This window comes from Psychrobacter sp. JB385 (assembly GCF_900163785.1).
Classification (GTDB): Bacteria; Pseudomonadota; Gammaproteobacteria; order Pseudomonadales; family Moraxellaceae; genus Psychrobacter.
In genome coordinates, this window is the sequence record NZ_FUKN01000010.1 from 47566 (window position 1) to 69276 (window position 21711).

Consider the following 21711-nt stretch of genomic DNA (forward strand, 5'->3'; position numbering starts at 1 on the left):
TAGATATCAGCATGTCTAAGACCTATTTAGTTTAATACTGATACCTTTTAGGTATTTTGATATTCATCTTGCCTCATGTTATGTTCTTTAGGTATGAAGACCATTATGTCTAATCTTACTCAACTGACATTGTTATCTATATCAAGGAAGAAATAAGATGGAATTGAGGCATTTACGCTACTTTGTGGCAGTTGCAGAAGAAAAAAGCTTCAATAAAGCGGCAACCCGTCTGTATATTTCACAGCCGCCACTTAGTAGACAGATTAAACAGCTAGAGGATGAGGTGGGTGTGACGCTCATTGATCGAGAAAATCGTCCACTTAAGCTGACTGAAGCAGGCGAGTTTTTTTATGATCATGCTATTGAGATCTTAAAAAAGTCAGATGATCTGCGTGCAATGACTATTCGTAAAGGCAATTTTGATAATACGCTGTCTATCGGCTTTGTCTCATCGATTCTATACGGTCTCTTGCCAAAGGTTATTGCTCATTTTCGCGAGGCATATCCAAATATAGAGATTAAACTCTATGAGCTGAACTCTTGGCAGCAAACACAAGGATTGATAGACGGAAAAATAGATGTTGGGTTCGGCAGATTGTTATTTGAGGACGCTTCTATCAGGCGAATGGTACTTCGAGAGGAGAGCTTGGTCGTTGCGGTTCCTATTGGTCATCCTTTAGCAAAAGAAGGTCGCACCAGTCTCAGATTAATCGATCTGACCAACGAAAATCTATTGTTGTATCCAACCGCGCCGCGTCCCAGCTTTATAGATTACGTGCTGGAATTGTTTGAAGCACGCAAATTAAAAGCCAATTATTTTACAGAAGTGCGTGAGTTACATGTGGCATTGGGACTGGTGGCAGCAGGTGAGGGTTTGACCATTGTGCCAAAAACGCTTGAGCATTTGCGTAATCAAGAAGTGACTTATATCCCTTTTGAAGATGGACTGATCACCTCCCCAATTGTGATGAGTGTTAGGCATTTTGACAAATCGGAGCTGCTAAAAACATTACTAAACGTCACTTATCAAATCTACGATGCAGAAGGTTTTGATTATAAAAAAGAACGTATCTGAGGTATATAAAGTACAGCACATTAAGAATACTCAGTGAATATTTACCCAATAAAAACCCCTGATAATTCAATGATTGTCAGGGGGTTTTTTATAATCGTTCAGAAGACAGTATGTTTTAAAATCAATTGGTATTTGAAGGCCATTACCAGTTAGAACCAGGCTTATAAATTTTGCTGAGCGTATTGGCAGCATCAACAATGGCTGGGGTAATATGCTGCTCAAAATGCTCTAAGCTAAAAGCCTGTGCAGGAAAGCTTATAGATAGCGCATATACCATTTTATTGGAGGACAAATCCTTAATAGGAGCGGTACATGCAACCATGTCATTGTTGAACTTTTGCCAACTGGTTAAATGACTTTTGCCGCGCGCGCGCTTGACTGCCTGTAGCAATTCATCAAGGTTTTTAGGTGTGGCATCAGAATAAACTTTCCAGTCCGAAAAATCATCAAACCTTTTTTTAACTTCTTCATCCGACAAATCACTTAAGAGCATCTGCCCAATGACAGTGGCATAAGCGGGCCATCTTAGTCCAGGCAATATATTTGAAGTAAAACTACCTAAAGGTTGAATGTTTTGTAAATTGACGATCTCTGTGCCATCTAAAGTAAAGAGGTGTACGGCAGTTCCCGTATCATCTCTGAGTTGTTCCATGACCGCATAAGCTTCTTGTTTGAATGAAATAGACGTAAGATAAGAGTGAGACAAATCAACCACTTTGATATCTAACATGTAGTTTTTATTATGGTCTTTTTTGATGTAACCCATCTGCTCTAGAGTAAATAATAGTCTATATGCACTGGATTTATTAATACCTAACTGTGTTGCTATTTCTGATAATGACATCTCCACGATCTCATTCTTATTAAACAACTCCATCAACAAAAGCCCATTTTTTAGGCTGTTTACCATATATTTATCATCAGGTAATGATTCGGACATTATATCGATCTCAAAAATTGGTTAGAAATATTCTATCATACAAGGTAATTTATCGCGTAGTCCATAAGACTCGATAATAAATAGACAATGGTGAGCAGTTTATTGACCTATCCATTTTATCTCAATCTCTATCCTTCCTGCCTCTACGCGTATCAATAATATTTTCTAACTAATTTTATAGATCAGTCATTCAAGTCATGCGGTTCATTAGTTTTAGTCATGCGGCTACTGAGCTCTATCATCAATGTCATCTTTCTTATCTAAATCGTTCAAACCACGACTTCTGATTTTCTAATTTATAGGTCATAAAACGACTTTATCCACCTCAGTTACATTGCTTCTTCCTACGTCATTTTGACAGTTTTTATCCTACAAAAATGACGCCTGTTATTCTAGCCTTGCATCAAATACCTATAAATATTTTATAACTTAAAACTTTGTAAGCACAGATAATCGCAGATAAGTTGCTGATTATAAAAATTATTCTTTGAATCTTAGTTGCTTATAAGCCCTTTAATCTGTAGTTGACAAGTGCAGAAAGTCTACGCTATATTAAGTTTTACACATTAAACAGTGTTTCATATACAAAACTAAGGACGGTTTACATGGACTGGTTACCCATATGCGATTTATCAGATCTCAATGAAGATGAGCCTAAATCTGTAGAAGTCAACGGCAAGAAAATTGGGGTTTTTCAGATTGAAGAAGCTTACTTTGCGCTAGAAAATGTGTGTCCACACGCGTATGCCTTGTTGACGGACGGTTTTATCGAAGATGAGACAGTAGAGTGTCCTTTACATGAGGCTATTTTTGATATTAAAAGTGGCAAATTATTGAGTGGTCCTGCTGATCGAAACCTATGTACGTACGCTTTAAAAATCGAAGCGGACAAAATTTACATTCAAGACAAAGCTTAAAAGACTAAAGCAATGCACCAAAAAGGAGAAAGAGGATGCAGCAATACAACGAAAGCTTGATCCGTTGGAAGCAACACAGTCCTAGCAAGGATGCGGGAATCAACAATATTCAAATGCCAGGCCAGCCAACATTGATGGTTTGGCAAACCCGTGATCACGAGCCGACAGACTATGAATTGTCTTTAGCAAAAAATTTAATTGCTGCGTTTTCGTCTGGCGCTGAGACCGTGGAAGAAGTCGTCAGCGCTCTGAATGAGCAAGGCATGCTTCATGGAGATGGCAGCGCTTTTACCACTGAGTCATTTGAACGAGAAATGGCACGGTTGGGATACTAAAAAATCATCAAATAGGGAGTATAAGGCGATGAGACAGTTTCAGTCATTAGAAGAGTATTTGTCATTAGGACTTAGAAATCGCTGGCACCCAGTGTTGTCTTCTTGGGAAATAGAAGCGAATCCAGTCGGTATCACGCGCTTGGGTGAGAATCTTGTGTTATGGAGAGACGAAGCAGGCGAAGTCCATGCCCTCGAAGACAGATGTCCGCATCGCGGTGCCAGACTGTCTTTAGGTTGGAACTTAGGTAACAAGGTTGCTTGCTGGTATCACGGGGTAGAAGTCGACAAAAAGGGTACAGTTGTTGATGTCCCGGCGGTTAATGACTGCCCAATGAAAGGTCAGACTTGCGTACGGAGCTATCCAGTCCAAGAGTCAAATGGTGCCGTCTTTGTTTGGTTTGGTTTAGAAGATGGTCAGACGCCAACGCCACTTGAGTTGCCAGAGCAGCTAGCAAGTGACGAGTGGAGCAGTTTTTTGTGCATGGCTGATTGGAAAGTCAATTATCAGTATGCCGTTGATAATGTCATGGATCCAATGCACGGCGCTTTTTTGCATGCGACGTCTCATTCTATGTCAGAGGGCGATAAACAATCTGATATGGAGTTTAGAAAAACCAAAGATGGCTTTGTATTCGAAAAAACAGGTCAAAAAGGTGTGAACTTTGATTGGGTAGAATATGGCGATACGGGTAGTCCTTGGTTAAGACTGTCTATTCCTTATAAGAAAGATTTTGGTCCTGGCGGTGTGTTTTGGATTGTCGGTTTTGCCACACCGATTGATGAGCATCATACCCGTGTCTTCTTTTGGCGCTGCCGTGAAGTGCAAGGCTGGCAACGTGATACGTGGCGCTTTATGTACCGCACTTATCTTGAAAAACTGCACTGGGACGTCTTAGAACAAGACAGAATTATTTTAGAAAATATGGCACCACAGGCTCAGGCTCATGAATTTTTGTATCAGCATGACGTGGGTCTTGCTCGTTTGAGAAGAATTTTTCAAAAAGAAGGCAAAAAGCAATTTAACCAGCTGCAAGCGTTAAAAGAGCCTAAAGAAGAGAAAGTCAACGCTTAACTGGAATGCTTCTTAAAGGTGACATACAAGCAAAATACAAATTGAAAGGGAGTTCCAGCACTAATGAACAATTTACTACTCAATAAGAGAATTGTTGTATCAGGCGCAGCTCGTGGGTTGGGTCTGTCTTTTGCCACTGCTTGTGCCAAGCAAGGCGCAGACGTGGTCATGTTGGATATCTTAGCAGATGAAGTTCATAGCCAAGCCAACTTGTTAAAAGAGCAGGGGCTAAAGGCAACTGCTTGGCAGATAGATTTGGCAGATGCATCCAACATCAAATCGACAATTGATAACGTGATTGCTCATAGTGCTCAAATTGATGGCCTTATCAACTGTGGGGCTTTAGCAACTGGGGTTGGCGGCAAAAACATGATGGATTATGACGAAGATCTTTGGGATCGCGTAATGCAGATTAATGTCAAAGGTACGTGGCTATTGAGCAAAGCATTGGTTCCATATCTTAAAGCGTCTAGCGCTGGAAAAATCGTCAATATTGCCTCTGATACCGCGCTTTGGGGTGCACCAAACTTGATGGCTTATACCGCAAGTAAAGGTGCCATCATCTCTATGACTCGCTCCATGGCGCGTGAGCTTGGTGAAGACAACATCTGTGTTAATTGTATTTTGCCAGGTCTTACCATCGTTGAAGCAACCGCTTATGTACCACAGCAGCGCCACGACCATTATGTCAATGGTCGCGCGCTCAACAGAAAGCAATATCCAGAAGACATAGATGGTACAGCAGTATATCTCTTGTCCAATTTGGCGTCATTTGTTACAGGTCAAAATATTCCAGTAAATGGTGGCTTTGTATTTAACTGATGGTATTTAAATAGCAAGCTTGTGTCACAGCGAGTGACCTAAGCACTCCAATAAGGATCTCACATGATAAACGGAATTAAAACCTTAAAATTCGGTGTTGAAGACCGAGAGAAATGCCAAAACTTTGCTACTGACTTTGGATTAGAAGAAGTCAGCTCAGATATAGAAGGCACGACAAAATTTAGCATGGACAACGGTAGTGCCATTTATGTCTACGACAAAGATGACACCAGATTGCCGCCTGCTTTTGAAGACGGCTCGACGCTAAGAGAAGTGACTTGGGCTGTTGATGATCAAGAGAGTTTTGACACGCTAAAGGATCGCTTACAAGGTGTCGATGGTTATAAAGTAGATACAGATATTTTGTATTGCCGTGATCCAAATGGGCTGACGTTGTCTTTTGAAATCAGTGTCATGCAAACCAGTCTCGATCAAGCAAGCGCGGGCATCAATCAGTATGGTTCTATTAATAGAATCAATGAAGCCAGTCCAGTCTACGAAAAAGCCGCCCCATTGGGAATTGGTCATGTCGTGCTCTTCAGCCCAAATCTTGTAGCGGCACAAACATTTTACGAAGATAAATTAGGCTTTTATCTATCAGATGCCTATAACAATCGAGGGGCGTTTTTGCGCTGCTCCGCGGAAGGCTGGCACCACAATCTGTTTTTATTAAAACTGCCTCATAAGGATACGCCTGGACTAAATCATGTGGCCTTTATTGTCAGAGACATACATGAGGTCATTGGCGGCGGTCTGCACATGAACCGAAAAAAATGGGATTCGTTTATTGGGCCTGGTCGCCATCCTGTGTCCTCTGCGTACTTTTGGTATGTGCATTCACCATTTGGCGGGGCATTTGAATACTACACCAACGACGATTACTTAACGCCTGAATGGCAAGCTCGTCATTATGATTATTCACTTGATTTGTTTACAGAGTGGGCAGTCGAGGGCGGTATTGATGATACCACGAGACGGCAAATCAACAACATGTGAATGACCAAAGTTGGATGAGTTATATAGAAAGAGATGGCACACAAATAAGGAGGTTTACCATGAATCAGATAGTCGTAATTGGTGCAGGTCAGGCCGCAATATGGGCGGCAAAAACCCTAAGATCCGAAGGTTATACAGGTCGCATCACGATTGTGGGTGACGAAGATCATGCCTTTTACGAACGTCCTCCTTTATCCAAACAGGTGCTATTGGGCGAAGCCACTCATGAGTCGTTACAGATATTTAAGAATGAGGTTGTTGCTGAGCTTAATATCGAGCTATTGAAGCCAGTCAAAGTAACTCGTATTGATCGTCAGAATAAGACGGTCTATACCAACACTAATCAAGCAATTGCTTACGATAAATTATTGATTGCCACTGGCAGTAAGGCAAAAATCCCTGTCGAACAATGGGCGTCTTACGACAACGTGGTTAGCCTACGCAGTATTAAAGACAGTCTGCATATTGGTGACAAGCTCAATCAGGTAAATAAAGTTGGCATCATCGGTGGTGGCTGGATTGGTTTAGAAGTTGCCGCTTCTCTATCCAAAAGAAACATCGACGTGACGCTCTATGAAATGAATGACCGATTGTGTGCCAGAAGCGTGAGTCAAGAGGTGTCAGATTATCTATTAAAACTTCATGAGCAGCATGGCATCCATATCAGACTGTCTTGTAAACACCTTGACTTGGATCAATCAGATGAGGATCAAAGCGTCACCATTCATGTTGATAGTAGCAATGACAACGATACTGCTGTCTATGACTTGGTGTTTTTGGGTACAGGGGCGCACATTAATAAAGAGATTGCGGAAGTATCAGGATTAGAAACAAGCGATGGCATTGTTGTCAATGAATACTGCCAAACCAGTGATCCTGATGTTTATGCGGCAGGCGACGTGGCGATTCATCCGAGTTTGGGATTCTGTATTCAATCTTGGTCAAATGCTCAACATCAAGGCGTCGTTGCCGCTCAGTCCATGCTTTCTCAGCAAGTGCCTTATGAAGAGATACCATGGTTATGGTCGGACCAATACGATAAAAACATTCAAATATTAGGCTCGCCTATCGATATCGACCACTGTCAATTGGTGGTTAGAGCAGACGAAGATGGGGATCATTGCTTTTTTTATCTCGATAATGAGAAAAAACTGCGTTACCTAGTCGCCGTCAACAACAACAAAATTGTCAAAATAGCCAAAAGGTGGATAAAAGCAGAATGGCCACTTGATCCAGAGGTATTAAAAGATCAGTCATTCAATCTTATGAAGATCAAACCCAAATAGCTAATCACAAAAAATAGAACCTGAGACATGCAGTGCTATTTTTTGAATAGGAAAGACGCTTCTACTAGACGATTTGAATGTCATTTAATCATTGATTGAATCATCAAATCTTAAGTTAATTCTCAAGGATGATAGAAATGGATACGACCGTAGACAATGTCGATGCTGTAGGCGCACAAAGAAATAGACCGAGTGGTTTTAGATACTGGTTACCTGCCATTGTATTGATGGTAACAGTGATCTTGGCATTTTTTGACAAGATTAGTATCGCTGTTCTTTTCTCAGACCCCGCTTTTTTGTCTGACTTTGGCATTGCAGGGGACAAAACCAAACTGGGCTGGTTGATGAGTATTTTCTTATTAGCCTATGGTCTCTCATCTGTTTTTCTTAGCTTTGTAGGTGATATTTTTGGGCCAAAAAAGATACTGCTGTGTGGTATTGCCAGTTGGGGGGTGTTGATGCTCCTGATGGGGTTGACCAATAGCTTTTACATGCTTTTGTTTTATCGTGTGTTGCTTGGTATTGCTGAAGGACCGTTACTGGCGCTTTGCTACAGCATTGTTAAGCAAAATTATACGGAATCCGAGCAGGCACGTGCGTCTACTTTATTCTTATTGGGTACACCGCTGGGTGCGGCACTTGGGTTCCCGCTGACCGCGCTTATTCTACAAAACTACCACTGGGAAGCCACTTTCTTCTTCATGTCGTTCATCACCATATTCCTATTCATCCTCGTATTCTTTGGCTTAAAGGGTATTACGTATGTGAAAGCGAATAGAAAGAGTGTTGACCATAAAACGAACTTCACAACACTGTTAAGTAGTAAGCCATTTTGGTTGGTTACCTTCTTTAATGTCGGAACATTGGCCTACCTATGGGGTTTAAACAGCTGGATACCGACTTACCTAATAGAAGCAAAAGGTTTTGATTTAAAGCAGTTTGGCAGCTTATCTATGATTCCATTCTTAGCCATGCTTATTGGCGAAATCATTGGTGCATTTAACTCAGACAGGTTTCCAAATAAGAGAGCGTTACAAGTCTTTGGCGGTTTGTTTGGCGCTGGTGTCACCATGTTCTTATTAATTTATCAACAAAGTGTGGTGAATGTTCTCATCTTCATGTCTGCCAGTGCTTTTTTATGGGGCTTCAATGTTTCAGCGATTTTCGCTTTGCTTGCTAACACGACTGCAAAAGAAGTGGCGACAACAGCAGGCGGCATCTTTAATGGATTTGGGAATTTCGGTAGTGCCTTAGCACCCGTTATCATCGGCTATATTGTTGTTTATACAGGTAATATTGACTACGGAATTATGTTCTTAGCAGGTGTGGCTATCGTATCGTCTTTCTTCTTATTGCCACTACTTAAGAAATACTAGGTTTAAAAAGAAAGAGCGTAAACAGCACAAAATTTTGTTAAATCAACCGATTAAATAGTGAGTGAAACCACAAGGAGTGCAGTTATGAATACTAAAAACACTGAAACTTGGAAAAGACCAGAAGGCAGTACGTTAAAAGATTGGATATCAACCCGTGTTGCAAGATTTGAAAATCGCGAATATGACTTTAGCGCACTGAAGTTTCAAGCAGATTTTGATCCTAAATACAGACGCGCTCAAATGCGCTATATGGGAACAGGGGCGACCGGTATTTCTGGAGATAGCAATACGGTGCCAGCTGAAAACTTTACCTTTTCGACAATGCTCCTGCCAGCAGGATGTGAAGGCCCGCCACATGTGCACACCGATGCTGAAGAGGTTTTCTTTATGCTGCGCGGCTCTATTGAGTTGACGGTAGAAGAGAACGGTGAAGAAACCTCTTTGGTTTTGAATTACAGAGATTTGATCTCAATACCGCCCAATGTCTATCGAGGGCTTCGCAATCATACGCAAGAAGATGCGCTGATGTGCGTCATGATTGGTAACCCAAAACCTGTCATACCCACGTATCCAGAGGACCATCCGTTGTCTAAGATTAAACGTTAGAACTTGCGAACACGTCTTTGCTTCATCGACGGCTTTGAGCTGAACCTGCTCTGATTTTTGGATACATAAAGGAATCTGTATGAAAAATTTTGACAAGGAATATGATCCCATCAGTCGTATTGAGTTTATTCAAAATGATGGGCTAGGTAAGGAGACGATTGTCTTGTTACACGGTATCAGCTCAGGTTCTGATTCTTGGTCAAACCAAATAGATGCCTTGGCAGCTAATGCGTCTGTTTTAGCGTGGAATGCGCCTGGATATGGCAACAGTAAGCAAATCGAACCAGATATGCCTACTGCGCTTGATTACAGCCAGCGTCTATTGGCGCTGCTCGAATCAAAAAATATCGATCGTATCTATCTTGTAGGGCATTCCTTAGGTGCGCTTATCGCTGCGGGTTTTGCCTCCAAATATCCGACAAAGGTAAGCAAGCTAATCTTGGTCAATCCTGCTCAAGGCTACGGAGAGTTTGAGCAAGCAAAGCAGGATGAGGTTGCCAAGATGCGTCCAAAGCTGCTGCAAGAATTGGGCGGCGCAGAGATGGCAAGGCAACGGAGTAGCGCTTTATTATTCGACGCCAGTGATGACAAGGTCGCGCTGCTCGAGAAAATAATGGAACGCATTACGATAGAAGGGTTTGAAAAATCATCACGGCTATTGGCCCATGACAGTATTCACTATTATCTAGCAACGATAGACAAACCTGTCGACTTAATCTATGGCACTGAGGATGGTATCACCACGCCCAAGATTATGTTTGAGATTGCAGCGCGGCATCAAAATATCTCGTTGCATGCTATCGATGCCGCCAGTCATTTATCGTATTTGGATCAGCCAGCGCGTTTTAACCAAGTCCTTTTATCAATCATTCAAGGTGATGATTTATGAGTTTTAAAGTAAGAGATAAGGTAGTCATCATCACTGGTGGCTCCTCTGGTATAGGACTTGAATTGGTCAAGTTATTCCTAGCAGAAGGTGCCAAAGTCGCTTGGTGTGGTAGAAACCAAGAAAAGCTCCAATCAACCTTTGACGCATTGAGTGCAGAATACGATGCAAACCAGATGTTCATTCATCACTGTGACGTGCTTAATAAACAGCAAGTAGCAGATTATGTCGCGTTAGTGATCGAAAAGTTTGGCGCAATTGACATGCTTGTGAATAACGCCGGACAAGGTAAGGTGGCAGATTTTTTTGCCACCGAAGAGCAAGACTGGGTCGATGAGCTTAAATTAAAGGTTTTTAGCGTCGTGAATATGGTTAATGCGACGTTACCACATTTAAAACAGTCTGATATTGCGTCGATAACCAATGTGAACTCTTTACTGGGTCTAAAGCCAGAAACGCACATGGTCGCAACATCAGTCGCCAGAGCAGGCTTATTGAATCTAAGTAAAAATCTCGCTAATGAGCTGGTCAAAGAAAACATTAGAGTTAATTCTATATTGATTGGGTTGGTGGAGTCTGGACAGTGGCGCAGACGTTTTGAGGAACGGTCGGACCAAAGCAAAAACTGGCAAGAATGGACGGCCCATGTCGCTGCCAAAAAGCAGATTCCACTTGGTCGTCTAGGCAAGCCAGAGGAAGCAGCTTACGCACTTCTGTTTTTGGCATCGCCATTATCCTCTTATACCACAGGCTCAGTGGTTGACGTATCTGGTGGCTTGAGCAAAGAAATATAAAAGATATAAATAGGAGTAAGGCATGAAAAGTGTGATGTTCATAGGTTACGGATCAATGGCAAAAAAAGTACATGAGATGCTGCCTGAAAATATCGTTTTATCAACGGTAGTTGCCAGTCCTAAAAGTGTAGACAGTATCAAGGCAGAGATAGGCGACTCTATCGAGGTGATTACTTCTGTCGATGATTTAACCAACATGCCTGATTTGGCCATTGAGATGTCAGGACAAAATGGACTCAAAGAACACGCCATCAAAATCTTGGAAAAATGTATCCCGCTTGGCATTGTCTCCGTCGGTGCGTTTACCGATGAAACGTTTGCCGTAGCACTTGCTGATACCGCACAAAGAAACGGGGTGAAAATCCATATCTTAGCGGGTGCCGTGGCTGGCATTGATGGTATCAATGCGGCAAGTTTGGCAGGACTGGGTCGTGTGGTTTATCAAGGCAGAAAGCAGCCCGACAGCTGGAAGGGCAGTCATGCTGATCAGCTTATCGACTACGATCATTTAAAAGAAGCAACGGTCTTCTTTACAGGCACTGCGAGAGAAGCGGCGGCTTTATTCCCAGCCAATTCAAATGTTGCTGCCACCATCGCGCTGGCAGGTGTTGGTCTTGATAATACAACGGTAGAGTTAATTGCTGATCCAGCACTTGAACACAACATTCATCATATCACCGCTGAAGGCGTATTCGGCAAGCTTGAGATTAGTATGACGGGATTACCCTTAACCGAAAACCCCAAAACCTCAAGTTTAGCAGCCTTTAGTGCTTTGAGGTTGTGCTGTCAGATTGACCAAACCTTACAAATATAAAGCGCCATTAACGTGAGAAATCCTATGAAAAAAATATTTATTGCAGGTAAGTGGAAGCTTGGTGGTGGCAAACCGACAAAAAGCTATTATCCAGCCGATCATTCAGAAAATGCGGAAATATCAACTGCAAGTTTGGATGATGTCAATGAAGCGGTTTTAGCGGCTGATGCTGCTTGGAGGCACTCAAACTGGCGCGACACGCTACCGTCAGAAAAAGCTGCGATTTTATTTAAAGTGGCGCACCTATTAGAAGATAAAAAGATATTTTTAGCCAAAATACAAACCCGAGATAACGGTAAGCCAATCTCCGAAACCATGGGTTTGGTAAATAGTGCGATCGCCACGACCCGCTATATCGCAAGCTGCCTTGAAACCTTAGACAACGAGCTGACCAATCAGCGCATCAAGTCTGTCTTGACGTTCACCACTTATGAGCCGTTAGGGGTAATTGCCGCGATCACACCATGGAACTCTCCAATTGCATCAGAAATACAAAAAATTATACCTGCACTGGCAGGGGGCAATGCCGTTATCTTGAAACCAGCGGAAGCAACCTCTCTTATCGCCCTTGAGCTGGCGACGATATTTGAAGAGGCTGGTTTGCCAGCAGGCTTATTTAGTGTATTGACAGGTAAAGGCTCTGTGATCGGTGAGGCGATTGTCAAACATCCGCTGGTACAAAAAATCTCTTTTACTGGTAGTACCAGTACGGGTAGACATCTAGCACATGTGGCGGCCGAAAAGCTTATTTCTACGTCCTTAGAGCTGGGTGGCAAATCTCCTACGATTGTCTTTGAAGATGCCAATATTGATATCGCCGTAAACGGTGTGATTTATGGCATTTTTAGCTCATCGGGACAAGCTTGTATTGCAGGTTCAAGACTGTTTATTCACCAAAGTATTTACGATAAGTTTTTAGATGCTTTGATTGCAAAAACCAAGAAAATCATCGTGGGCAATCCAGAGGCGTCCAACACACAAATGGGACCTTTAGTCAGCGAAGCGCATCTTAAAACGGTTGATGATTACGTCAAAATGGCTCAAGAAGAAGGCGGTAATGTTGTGACTGGCGGCTACAGACTCACTGGCGAATACTTTGACAAAGGCTCTTACTACGCGCCAACCATTATTACTGATCTGACCAACAACGCCCAAGTTTGCCAAGAAGAGATATTTGGTCCCGTGCTGGTTGTGATGCAATTCAGTGATGAAGAGGCACTGGTGGCTGAGGCGAATCAGAGTGTCTATGGTCTTGCCGCTGGTATATGGACAGAGGATTACCGTAAAGCGCTCAATATGGCAAAACGTCTTGAAGCTGGAACGATATGGATCAACACCTACAAGAAATTCTCTATTGCTACGCCTTTTAGTGGACACAAAGAAAGTGGCGTCGGTAAAGAAAAAGGACGCCTGGGTATTTTGGATTATATGCAAACAAAAAGCATATTTTTGAACCTTGATGACACGCCAAATCCGTGGTGCGAAACCAAATAGCCACGTATTAAATAGCGATGTATCAAAAACCATGTACCAGAAAACCATGTTTAACATTCTTATTAAGCAATCAGATGATACCTATAGACAGGGATGAGATTATGACAACCACGAAGACAAACGGCATAAAAACGACAGTGACTGTTGGTGAATTAGTAGCCAGAGTCTTAGAAGAGCATGGTGTAAGCGATGTTTTTGGCTTGATTTCTATTCACAACCTACCGATTGCCGATGCCATTGGTCGAAGGAATAAAATCAGATTTATCTGCTCACGCGGAGAAGCAGGCTGCGTCAATATGGCAGATGCGTATTCTCGATTCAAAGGATTGGGCGTGGCCATCACCAGTACGGGTGCAGGGTCAGGGAATGCCATTGGTTCTTTGGTTGAAGCCTGTAACGCGGGTAGCCCAGTGATTCATATTACAGGACAAGTCGAAAAAGAATACTTAGATCGTGATGCCAGTTTCATTCATGAAGCGGCTGATCAGCTTGGTTACTTAAAAGCCAGTAGCAAAGCGGCTTTTAGAATTTTGAGTCCTGAGCATGCAGTTGGCATGGTGAGAGAGGCGATTCGGATAGCGACGACTGTACCCAAAGGCCCCGTCAGTATTGAAATACCGATTGATGTACAAGCGACAACCATTGAGCTGCCGACTGAATTGTCGTATGTCGGTGCTATGCAATTACCTGATGCTCCTAAGCACGCTGTGGATTTTGTGGTTGAACAAATTAAATCTGCCAAAAACCCTATTTTATGGATAGGCGGAGGCTGTATCGAAGCGAGCGCTGAGATCAAAAAATTGGCTGATATGGGCATACCTGTGGTGTCTTCCACTCATGCACGCGGTGTCTTGGCCGATACGCACCCAAGAAGTTTAAATGCGTTTCATAATTCATCCGCAGTCGAAGCGCTCATCACAGAGAGTGATGCTTGCATCGTTATTGGCTCTCGCTTACGTAGTAATGAGACAAAAACCTACTCACTAAAATTCCCAGACAACCTGATACAGATCGATGCAAGCCCAATGGCGCAGCAAAGAAATTACTTAGTCAAACACTTCTTTTGTGCTGAAGCAAAATCCTTTTTACAACGCGTGATTCAGCAGTTAGGGGACACTGATAAAACCGATAGCGACTATGATCAGCGGATCAAAGCGGCTAAAGATTTTGCCATTGATGCACTAGAGACTCAATTAGGACCATATGCAGATTTGTGCTACTTACTGCGTAAAGCATTGCCAGAAGACGGCATCTTGGTAAGAGATATTACAATGTCGGGTAGCACGTGGGGCAGTCGATTGTTCCCAGTCAATAAGCCATTACAGAACATTCATTCTTTGGCAGGCGCGATTGGCCTTGGTCTATCACATGGGATTGGTACAGCCATCGCCAATCCAGATAAAAAAACAGTGGCACTGGTCGGTGACGGTGGTTTGATGCTTGGCGTGGGCGAGATTGCCACAGCCATCCAAGAGAACGCCAATATGATTTTACTGGTGATGAACGATGGTGGTTATGGCGTCATGCGCGGTATTCAAAAGGAGTACTTTGATGGCAGACAATACTATAACGAGCTGCACACGCCCTCTTTTGTTGCACTTGGCGAAGCAATGGGCTGCAAATCTTTCAAAGCCGATTCTTTAGAAGAGTTTGATATCAAGATTAATGAGGCTATGAAACAAGACGGTATGTGTCTGGTTGAGGTCAATATGAACGCGATTGGTCCGCTCAAGTTTGCAGGGCCACCACAAAAGAAATTGTACTAAGCATTGATATCGGTTGGTTTTATAAAAAGGATTTTTACTCCCAAGATAATAGGAATGTGTCATGACCAAACTAATTTTCAAATCATTAATAGTGTTAGCGCCAGTGTTATGGCTACCGGCCATTACTAGCGCTCAGGCCAAAGTCCTTGAACTCAAAAGCGAGGACGGCAGCAAAGAACTAAATGTTGGGGGCGTCATTCGATTCAACCAGCGTTATCAGAGCTGGGGTGACGATAAGTACAACTCTGGCTTAGGTGATCCTGATTTTGATATTTTTCGCTTGGATGTGGACGGAAAATACGACGATTTTTATTTAAATAGTAGTTATATCTTTCAAGACGATGATAAAACCTCAATCGAGAAGGCGTACGTGGGTTACAACGTTGATGAACAAAATAGCATTGAGGCAGGTTTGGTGTATAAGCCTTTTGCGATTTATCCTTATCCGCAAAATGGCTGGACCTATCATCTGCCTTTCTTTTTGGGTTACGGCAACAATATTGCCCCAGGTGTAAATCTAAATCATGAAAGCAAAGATTGGGATATAAAGCTTGGATATTATCCTGAAATGTTGGCAGAAGATTTACGGTATTCGCCTGAAAGCGGCGCTTATAGTGAATTGGACAATACGTTTCCGTCTATGAGTAAATATGAGAATGAGAAGAAAAACCAAGTCAATGCGCGTGTCGCTCGTAAGTTTGAAACGACATCAGGCAAGCAGGAGATCGGCTTATCAGGCGCTTATTCCCAATTAGAGAATGGTTTGACCAATGATGATGGCGACTATTACGCAGTTGGTCTTCACACTAATAATAATTTTGACAAGTTCAATGTGCAAAGCTCGCTTATCCATTATGACTATGATGCCAAAAACCCGAGCGGTGTTGATGATAGTATGACGCTGATGGGGGCAAACGGATTAACGCCAGCCTATTTTATTGCCTCAGAAGGTACAGTGGGTAGTTTAAACTTAGCATATACAATCCCAATGAAAGATATGGGTGCATTGAAAGCTGTCAAAGTATATAACGACTACAGTTATCTTAAAAAACATCATGATGACTGGTCTGACTCACAAATGAACACCACAGGCTTGATGTTCATTGCACCGCCATTTTTGGTTTGGTTAGACCATACTTACGGCAAGAATTCTAATATCATTGGCGGTGCGACTAATAGCACAGGCTTTACGTCAACGACGTCTGAAAACAGTGATAAATGGCTGTCACGGGTCAACTTAAATGTTGGATTTAGTTTCTAACGTTAATTATGAATGGTCTATCGCTAGATCTCTTGTTTGAATGAACGCCAGTTGTTGACAAATTATCAATTCGGAACAAGCGCGCATTTTTGCAAGAGATCTAATGGATACCTTTAGACCTATTAAACTTGTTGAGATTTACGCTCACCCTCTCGAAGCGTAAGCACTTCATAACCATCTGATGTGACTGCAATGGTGTGCTCCCATTGAGCAGACAGCTTTTTGTCACTCGTAACCACAGTCCAACCATCATTTTTTGTTTTCACTTTGGCCTTACCTTGATTGATCATGGGTTCAATCGTAAAGGTCATGCCTTCTTCGAGTACTAACCCTTTTCCCTCATGCCCATAATGCAGCACTTCTGGTTTTTCGTGCATTTCACGTCCGATGCCATGTCCACAGTATTCTTTTACGATAGAGTAGCCATGTTTTTCGGCATAAGTCTGAATGGCATGACCAACATCGCCAAGCGTTGCGCCCGGTTTTACCACTCGTATCCCTTCCCACATTGCCTCGTAGGTCTTATCCACCAAACGTTTTGCCAGCGGTGACACCTCACCAATCATATACATTTTGCTCGAATCCGCGATAAAACCACCTTGTTCTAAAGTGATATCCACATTCACAATATCGCCTGATTTGAGGATTTGAGTATCTGAAGGAATGCCATGACAGACGACATTATTGACAGAAGTATTTAAGGCATATTCATAACCATATTGACCTTTGCTTGCTGGACGTGCGCCTAGTTGATCGACGATATAACGTTCAGCCAGATCGTTGATAGCCATTGTGGAAGTACCGATAGTAATGTTCTTATCAAGATAATCAAAAACAGAAGCGAGTAGTCGCCCAGATTCGCGCATTATCTTTAACTCTTCAGACGTTTTTAAAATGATGTTAGCCATCTATCAGATTCCCTATGTTGAGGTTGGCATTGATATCTGCTTTTCTCATTTCCTCATTGATAATCTGAGAGTAAGACAGCGTAGGATTGGCCTCAGCCAGCATACCTATCTTCATCCAATACTCAGCTTGGGCGTTGATGGAGCGCACCATAACAGTACTCGCTTTGCGAATCTCTTCGTGGAGGTCATCATCGATTTTTACGATACCCATGGTAAATTCCTAATATATGAAACGTATACGAATCATATATCATTATCATAAAATTTCAAGCAGACTTTTGAACGGGTGAGTAACAATCTTGGCTTATAAGTTGTCGGTAATTGTTTATGATATATGTCTAGATAGCATGTAATGATGAAACGATCATGCTGGTAGCGATGTATTTGTTTTAAAAGAAAGTAACGACTCTGATTAATGTAATAAAAATTTTGGCTTTGATAAACATAAGTAACTTTACCAATAATAAGACCATACCTATGCAAACATTTGAACGTACGATAAATCTAGAAGGCAAAAATGCCCGATATTATGACTTATCCACTTTGACGAAAGAGAGCAGGCATACCGAAGTGCAACCTGCGCATTTTTATGGCGGTAATGGCTTTACGACGGGTGTCTATCTACCGCTATTGACCAAACTTAGTGAGCGCTTCGAGCTGAGTAGTCTGGCCATGCGTGGATATTGGCAAGATTTGCCTACCCTAAAAAAACTGACCCGTGAACAAGATGCAGATATGTTGATTGGTTTTTTGGAAAAAACGCAAGATAAGCCTGTGGTGGGAATTGGTCATTCTCAAGGCGCGACGGCAACTGCCATCGCTGCTGCCAAACGTCCAGAGCTGTTTTCACAGTTGTATTTAATAGAGCCGGTCACATTTACCAAGTCGCAAAAGCTTGTAATGGATTTGATGCCAGCCACCTTAAAAATAGGTCATGAGCCGTTCAAAAGCACGCTCGCTAAGCAAGCAGAGTGGCAAAGTATTGAAGCTTACTTTGACTATCTGCGAGCACATCGCGCCTTCAAGCGTATTGATGATGACAATCTTTATGTCTTTGCAAAACACAGTCTGATTCAAAATAAACAAGGAAAGTATGATTTGCTGTTTGCGCCTGAGCAAGAACTGGCAAGCTACTTTGACACACCATTCGTCAATGACGCATTAAAAACACTTAATGACATAGCGCTTCCTTATACTATCCTTATGGGTAAGCCTTCTATTTTTATTAGCCAAAAAGTCCGCAAAGTCTGGAAAAGTTTGGTTCCAATCACGCAAATTATTGAGTTGTCAGACCATGGGCATCTTTTGCCAATGGAAGCACCTGTCCAATGTGCAGAGCTGATTGTTAAAACCTTTAACGACAGTGTCAGCAGTGCGGTATGACAGCTACCCAATAAGCATTAGTGTAATGCCTGCGCCAATACCTCAAATATTTTGGCATCGTTCGCTTGAGCGACATTAAAGCGCATGAAACTACCTGCGTTTTTGGATTGGCTAAACGTATTGCCTGGAGCCAAGACCACGCCTTTTGATAAGCAGTGGTTTGCTAATGCTGCGGCGCTATTATTGTCAGGCAGTTTGCACCAAAGAAACATACCTGCCTGCGGTATCAGCCAAGGCACGATACCCAGTTTGGTCAATCGTGGTACGGTTTGGGCACGGGCGCGTGCTAAGCGAGTATGAAGCGCCGCCATATGCTTACGGTAGCCGCTGTCTGTCAGTGCAGACAATACAACCGCGGCCGCTAATTGACCACTGCCAAAACCTGTGGCTATTTTTAAGTCCAACAAACTCTCTACCCATTCACTAGGCGCTGCAATATAGCCGCAGCGCATGGATGCCGATAAGGTTTTAGAAAAACTGCCAATATAAAATACCTTCGATAATCCATCCAATGCCGCAAGCCTAGGCGCTGGTGTGGTCTCAAAATCGGCAAAAATATCATCTTCAATGATGTACAAGCCAGCCGCTTGTGCCAACTGTAATACTCGATACGCCGTCGCTGGCGTTAGGGTCGCGCCAGTGGGATTATGAATGGCGGCGTTAGTAATATAAAGGCGCGGCTTATGCTCGTTTAAGATTGTGGCAAAGGCATCAACGTCTGGGCCAGTTGGCGTATAGGGCACACCAATGACTTTCACCCGATGTGCTCGCAGCAAAGCATGAAAGTTAAAGTAACAAGGATCATCCACCACCACAGTGTCACCAGGCGTCAATAAAAAGCGAAAGATCAAATCTATTGACTGAGTGCCAGACTCCGTCAATATCACCTGTGAGGGTTCTGCCTCAATACCCAGGCCTGCCATGCGCCGTGTCAATAACTGGCGCAGCTCTAGTAACCCTAATGGCGAGGCATACTCACTGATTATCCTAGTATCCGCCTTGGCGACGCCGCGTAGACCGCGGCGCATGCCTTCTGTATACAACCAATCAGGCGGCAACCAGCCGCAACCAGGTTTGAGTGCCTCACTTGTTGTTTCAAGCGACTGTCTTGATACCCATAGCGGGTCTACAGCTCGATCCAGATTTGGCCCTATTGCGGCCAACGACAAAGGTGCTGTGACGTCAGAGACATAAAAACCTGCACCAGGGCGAGAGGTAATGATGCCATCCGTTTGTAAGCGCTCATAAGCTTCTACCACCGTAGAGGGTGAAAATCCATGGTGTTTGGCAGTGGCGCGAACAGATGGTAAGCGAGTTCCCGGCAGGTAAGTGACGGTGGCTATTTTCGCCTTAACATCTGCCATTATGATTTCAATTTTTGTCATTTCAGCGCATCTCAGTACAGAACTTCTTAAAGCGAATTTTCGAACGTAAGCCGACTATGGAAAATTATAGAGAGCCTGCTATCAAAGTTATAGCTAATTCTAAATAAAAAAGGTACAACAATAATGTTGGACTGCCAACGATATATTTTCGTCGCCTCTGTCTGCGAAGGCACAGCAAGCAAGAAAATATGACGTTGGCAGCACTGTGTTTATTTTATAGTGGGGTGACTATAGTGCCCTCTTAATATTAAAAGAACTGTATGGGTAAATGACACCAAACAGTTCTGTCTTATTGTACGGTATTGTATATAGATAACCTATCACGCTTTTGGTGTAATCATCACCTTACCTACACAGTGATATGATTATGAAAAAATTAACTCAAGGATGGATTAGTGGGCTGGTTGGCGTGGTTATTTTTGCAGGATCGCTGCCAGCGACCCGCTTAGCAGTGATAGACTTTGATCCTATATTTTTGACTGCGGTACGAGCAACGCTCGCTGCAATAGTGGGCGGTATGGTTTTATTAATGTTAAAGCAACGTCCACCAACTAAGATGGATTTACCAGCGCTATTTATTGTGACTTTGGGTGTGGTCGTTTGGTTTCCTCTGCTAAGCGCCTTGGCTTTACAGTACGTCACGTCTGCCCACGCCACTGTCTTTTTAGGCATCTTGCCATTATTTACCGCAATTTTTGCCGTTTGGCGAGGGGACGAGCGTCCACCAGTATTGTTTTGGTTATTTGCTCTGTTGGGTAGCTCATTCGTCGCAGGATATGCTGCTCTAAATAGCGGACATGCCTCACTGGTCGGTGGACTGTTGATGTTGGGCGCGGTGATGGCTTGCGGTTTGGGTTATGCAGAAGGTGGGCGGTTGTCACGAACCCTTGGCGGCTGGCAGGTGATTAGTTGGGCATTGGTGTTATCGCTACCTATCATGCTACCGATGGTATGGTTGACGTGGCCTGAGTCTTTGGCAAAGGTGAGCATTGCGGCTTGGGCAGGCTTAATTTACGTGTCTTTATTTAGCATGTTTATTGGATTTGTGTTTTGGTATCGTGGTCTGGCATTGGGCGGTATTGCTGCTGTTGGCCAGCTGCAATTGATACAACCCTTTATGGCACTGGTACTGGCGGCTTTATTACTTCATGAGATAGTGAGCACAGGTATGCTAATCAGTACGTTGGGTGCAGTGGCTTGTGTGGTCGGCGCAAAGAAATATGCGGTTTAAACGAAAGACTAACGTACGCTTTAGCTATTTGTATTTGGCAAGTATCAATCACAGGATTTGACAATCAATGGTTAGCATATACTAACTGCTCATAGATCATCATTATGAGATAGACCAAACCTGCGGCCACGGTCAAACTGCCAAACCATACCACCACAAAATAGCCTGTCTGGTATGATAAGTAGGTCAGTAAAAACGCAATTACTAGTAGCGTAAAGCCTAGCCAACGTAAGCCTTGTCCTTTTGAAACAAGCGGCAGTTTACGTTGAAATTTGTCTTTGTGTTTTTTACTGGTCATCATTAAGGCAATCATCCCCAGCAAATTCAGCAAAAATAGCAGCTCAGATAGCGGCAGACTCGACAT

22 protein-coding genes are annotated in these 21711 nt (G+C 43.0%); 17 read left to right on the top strand and 5 right to left on the bottom strand.

All coding sequences use genetic code 11. The features are described from left to right. Positions 1-157 precede the first annotated feature (157 nt). The gene (locus CZ794_RS04315; RefSeq protein WP_087040424.1) at positions 158-1075 is read left to right on the top strand and encodes a LysR family transcriptional regulator; all 918 of its coding nucleotides are present in this window, start codon (positions 158-160) and stop codon (positions 1073-1075) included. Positions 1076-1217: 142 nt separating this feature from the next. On the opposite strand, the gene CZ794_RS04320 is transcribed toward CZ794_RS04315, so the two are convergent. Then, the gene (locus tag CZ794_RS04320; protein ID WP_087040426.1) at positions 1218-2015 is read right to left on the bottom strand and encodes an IclR family transcriptional regulator; all 798 of its coding nucleotides are present in this window, start codon (positions 2013-2015) and stop codon (positions 1218-1220) included. A 605-nt stretch (positions 2016-2620) separates the two neighbouring features. On the opposite strand from CZ794_RS04320, the gene CZ794_RS04325 reads away from it, so the two are divergent. From CZ794_RS04325 to CZ794_RS04390, 14 genes are all read left to right on the top strand, one after another. Continuing rightward, positions 2621-2932, top strand: coding sequence for a non-heme iron oxygenase ferredoxin subunit (locus CZ794_RS04325; protein WP_087040427.1), 312 nt, complete (start codon positions 2621-2623; stop codon positions 2930-2932). 35 nt (positions 2933-2967) lie between these two features. After that, a complete protein-coding gene (locus CZ794_RS04330; protein ID WP_087040429.1) occupies positions 2968-3267 on the top strand; it encodes a recombinase-like helix-turn-helix domain-containing protein in 300 nt (99 codons plus the stop codon). 28 nt (positions 3268-3295) lie between these two features. Next, on the top strand, positions 3296-4339 hold the full coding sequence (locus tag CZ794_RS04335; RefSeq protein WP_087040430.1) for an aromatic ring-hydroxylating dioxygenase subunit alpha: 1044 nt from the start codon (positions 3296-3298) through the stop codon (positions 4337-4339). Positions 4340-4402: 63 nt separating this feature from the next. Next, positions 4403-5161, top strand: a complete 759-nt coding sequence (locus tag CZ794_RS04340; RefSeq protein WP_087040432.1) for an SDR family oxidoreductase — start codon at positions 4403-4405, stop codon at positions 5159-5161. 63 nt (positions 5162-5224) lie between these two features. After that, entirely contained in the window at positions 5225-6157 is a 933-nt protein-coding gene (locus CZ794_RS04345; RefSeq protein ID WP_087040434.1) for a VOC family protein, read from the top strand. Positions 6158-6216: 59 nt separating this feature from the next. Continuing rightward, positions 6217-7443, top strand: coding sequence for an NAD(P)/FAD-dependent oxidoreductase (locus tag CZ794_RS04350; protein ID WP_087040436.1), 1227 nt, complete (start codon positions 6217-6219; stop codon positions 7441-7443). 137 nt (positions 7444-7580) lie between these two features. Next, positions 7581-8819 (top strand): MFS transporter, encoded by a 1239-nt coding sequence (locus CZ794_RS04355; protein ID WP_087040437.1) that lies wholly within the window; start codon positions 7581-7583, stop codon positions 8817-8819. Between the two features lie 84 nt (positions 8820-8903). Then, complete coding sequence (locus CZ794_RS04360) at positions 8904-9425, top strand: cupin domain-containing protein (RefSeq protein WP_087040439.1); 522 nt, start codon at positions 8904-8906, stop codon at positions 9423-9425. Positions 9426-9504: 79 nt separating this feature from the next. After that, on the top strand, positions 9505-10314 hold the full coding sequence (locus tag CZ794_RS04365; protein ID WP_087040440.1) for an alpha/beta fold hydrolase: 810 nt from the start codon (positions 9505-9507) through the stop codon (positions 10312-10314). Beyond that, positions 10311-11105 carry an SDR family oxidoreductase gene (locus CZ794_RS04370; RefSeq protein ID WP_087040442.1) on the top strand — a complete coding sequence of 265 codons (795 nt, stop codon included), beginning with the start codon at positions 10311-10313 and terminating at the stop codon, positions 11103-11105. Before CZ794_RS04365 ends, CZ794_RS04370 begins: the two co-directional genes overlap by 4 nt. Positions 11106-11127: 22 nt before the next feature. Continuing rightward, positions 11128-11919 (top strand): aspartate dehydrogenase, encoded by a 792-nt coding sequence (locus CZ794_RS04375; protein WP_087040444.1) that lies wholly within the window; start codon positions 11128-11130, stop codon positions 11917-11919. A 24-nt stretch (positions 11920-11943) separates the two neighbouring features. After that, complete coding sequence (locus tag CZ794_RS04380; protein WP_087040446.1) at positions 11944-13413, top strand: aldehyde dehydrogenase; 1470 nt, start codon at positions 11944-11946, stop codon at positions 13411-13413. Positions 13414-13538: 125 nt separating this feature from the next. Continuing rightward, positions 13539-15179 carry a thiamine pyrophosphate-binding protein gene (locus CZ794_RS04385; RefSeq protein WP_087040675.1) on the top strand — a complete coding sequence of 547 codons (1641 nt, stop codon included), beginning with the start codon at positions 13539-13541 and terminating at the stop codon, positions 15177-15179. Between the two features lie 61 nt (positions 15180-15240). After that, on the top strand, positions 15241-16440 hold the full coding sequence (locus CZ794_RS04390) for a hypothetical protein (protein ID WP_373407891.1): 1200 nt from the start codon (positions 15241-15243) through the stop codon (positions 16438-16440). 122 nt (positions 16441-16562) lie between these two features. Here the strand turns inward: CZ794_RS04390 and map are convergent, their stop codons facing one another. Both map and CZ794_RS04400 read right to left on the bottom strand, forming a co-directional pair. Next, entirely contained in the window at positions 16563-17348 is a 786-nt protein-coding gene (gene map / locus CZ794_RS04395) for a type I methionyl aminopeptidase (RefSeq protein WP_087040447.1), read from the bottom strand. After that, the gene (locus tag CZ794_RS04400; protein WP_087040449.1) at positions 17341-17559 is read right to left on the bottom strand and encodes a ParD-like family protein; all 219 of its coding nucleotides are present in this window, start codon (positions 17557-17559) and stop codon (positions 17341-17343) included. The genes map and CZ794_RS04400 overlap by 8 nt, the downstream gene beginning before the upstream one ends. A 266-nt stretch (positions 17560-17825) precedes the next feature. Between CZ794_RS04400 and CZ794_RS04405 the strand changes: the two genes are divergently transcribed. Next, positions 17826-18731, top strand: a complete 906-nt coding sequence (locus tag CZ794_RS04405) for an alpha/beta fold hydrolase (protein WP_087040450.1) — start codon at positions 17826-17828, stop codon at positions 18729-18731. Between the two features lie 17 nt (positions 18732-18748). On the opposite strand, the gene CZ794_RS04410 is transcribed toward CZ794_RS04405, so the two are convergent. Then, the gene (locus tag CZ794_RS04410) at positions 18749-20095 is read right to left on the bottom strand and encodes a PLP-dependent aminotransferase family protein (RefSeq protein WP_087040451.1); all 1347 of its coding nucleotides are present in this window, start codon (positions 20093-20095) and stop codon (positions 18749-18751) included. 388 nt (positions 20096-20483) lie between these two features. Between CZ794_RS04410 and CZ794_RS04415 the strand changes: the two genes are divergently transcribed. Next, the gene (locus CZ794_RS04415; protein ID WP_087040453.1) at positions 20484-21347 is read left to right on the top strand and encodes a DMT family transporter; all 864 of its coding nucleotides are present in this window, start codon (positions 20484-20486) and stop codon (positions 21345-21347) included. 64 nt (positions 21348-21411) lie between these two features. Here CZ794_RS04415 and CZ794_RS04420 read toward each other — a convergent pair whose 3' ends face one another. After that, positions 21412-21711, bottom strand: coding sequence for a DUF3325 family protein (locus CZ794_RS04420; protein WP_087040455.1), 300 nt, complete (start codon positions 21709-21711; stop codon positions 21412-21414).

Bases quoted from the DNA above. Each gene is read 5' to 3' on its own strand.
- CZ794_RS04335 (WP_087040430.1), top strand. From the start codon at position 3,296: ATGAGACAGTTTCAGTCATTAGAAGAGTATTTGTCATTAGGACTTAGA.
- CZ794_RS04415 (WP_087040453.1), top strand. From the start codon at position 20,484: ATGAAAAAATTAACTCAAGGATGGATTAGTGGGCTGGTTGGCGTGGTT.
- CZ794_RS04360 (WP_087040439.1), top strand. From the start codon at position 8,904: ATGAATACTAAAAACACTGAAACTTGGAAAAGACCAGAAGGCAGTACG.
- CZ794_RS04320 (WP_087040426.1), bottom strand. From the start codon at position 2,015: ATGTCCGAATCATTACCTGATGATAAATATATGGTAAACAGCCTAAAA.
- CZ794_RS04375 (WP_087040444.1), top strand. From the start codon at position 11,128: ATGAAAAGTGTGATGTTCATAGGTTACGGATCAATGGCAAAAAAAGTA.
- CZ794_RS04340 (WP_087040432.1), top strand. From the start codon at position 4,403: ATGAACAATTTACTACTCAATAAGAGAATTGTTGTATCAGGCGCAGCT.
- CZ794_RS04405 (WP_087040450.1), top strand. From the start codon at position 17,826: ATGCAAACATTTGAACGTACGATAAATCTAGAAGGCAAAAATGCCCGA.
- CZ794_RS04345 (WP_087040434.1), top strand. From the start codon at position 5,225: ATGATAAACGGAATTAAAACCTTAAAATTCGGTGTTGAAGACCGAGAG.
- CZ794_RS04420 (WP_087040455.1), bottom strand. From the start codon at position 21,711: ATGTCGAGTCTGCCGCTATCTGAGCTGCTATTTTTGCTGAATTTGCTG.
- CZ794_RS04370 (WP_087040442.1), top strand. From the start codon at position 10,311: ATGAGTTTTAAAGTAAGAGATAAGGTAGTCATCATCACTGGTGGCTCC.
- CZ794_RS04315 (WP_087040424.1), top strand. From the start codon at position 158: ATGGAATTGAGGCATTTACGCTACTTTGTGGCAGTTGCAGAAGAAAAA.
- CZ794_RS04330 (WP_087040429.1), top strand. From the start codon at position 2,968: ATGCAGCAATACAACGAAAGCTTGATCCGTTGGAAGCAACACAGTCCT.
- CZ794_RS04410 (WP_087040451.1), bottom strand. From the start codon at position 20,095: ATGGCAGATGTTAAGGCGAAAATAGCCACCGTCACTTACCTGCCGGGA.
- CZ794_RS04365 (WP_087040440.1), top strand. From the start codon at position 9,505: ATGAAAAATTTTGACAAGGAATATGATCCCATCAGTCGTATTGAGTTT.
- CZ794_RS04355 (WP_087040437.1), top strand. From the start codon at position 7,581: ATGGATACGACCGTAGACAATGTCGATGCTGTAGGCGCACAAAGAAAT.
- map (WP_087040447.1), bottom strand. From the start codon at position 17,348: ATGGCTAACATCATTTTAAAAACGTCTGAAGAGTTAAAGATAATGCGC.
- CZ794_RS04380 (WP_087040446.1), top strand. From the start codon at position 11,944: ATGAAAAAAATATTTATTGCAGGTAAGTGGAAGCTTGGTGGTGGCAAA.
- CZ794_RS04390 (WP_373407891.1), top strand. From the start codon at position 15,241: ATGACCAAACTAATTTTCAAATCATTAATAGTGTTAGCGCCAGTGTTA.
- CZ794_RS04400 (WP_087040449.1), bottom strand. From the start codon at position 17,559: ATGGGTATCGTAAAAATCGATGATGACCTCCACGAAGAGATTCGCAAA.
- CZ794_RS04325 (WP_087040427.1), top strand. From the start codon at position 2,621: ATGGACTGGTTACCCATATGCGATTTATCAGATCTCAATGAAGATGAG.
- CZ794_RS04350 (WP_087040436.1), top strand. From the start codon at position 6,217: ATGAATCAGATAGTCGTAATTGGTGCAGGTCAGGCCGCAATATGGGCG.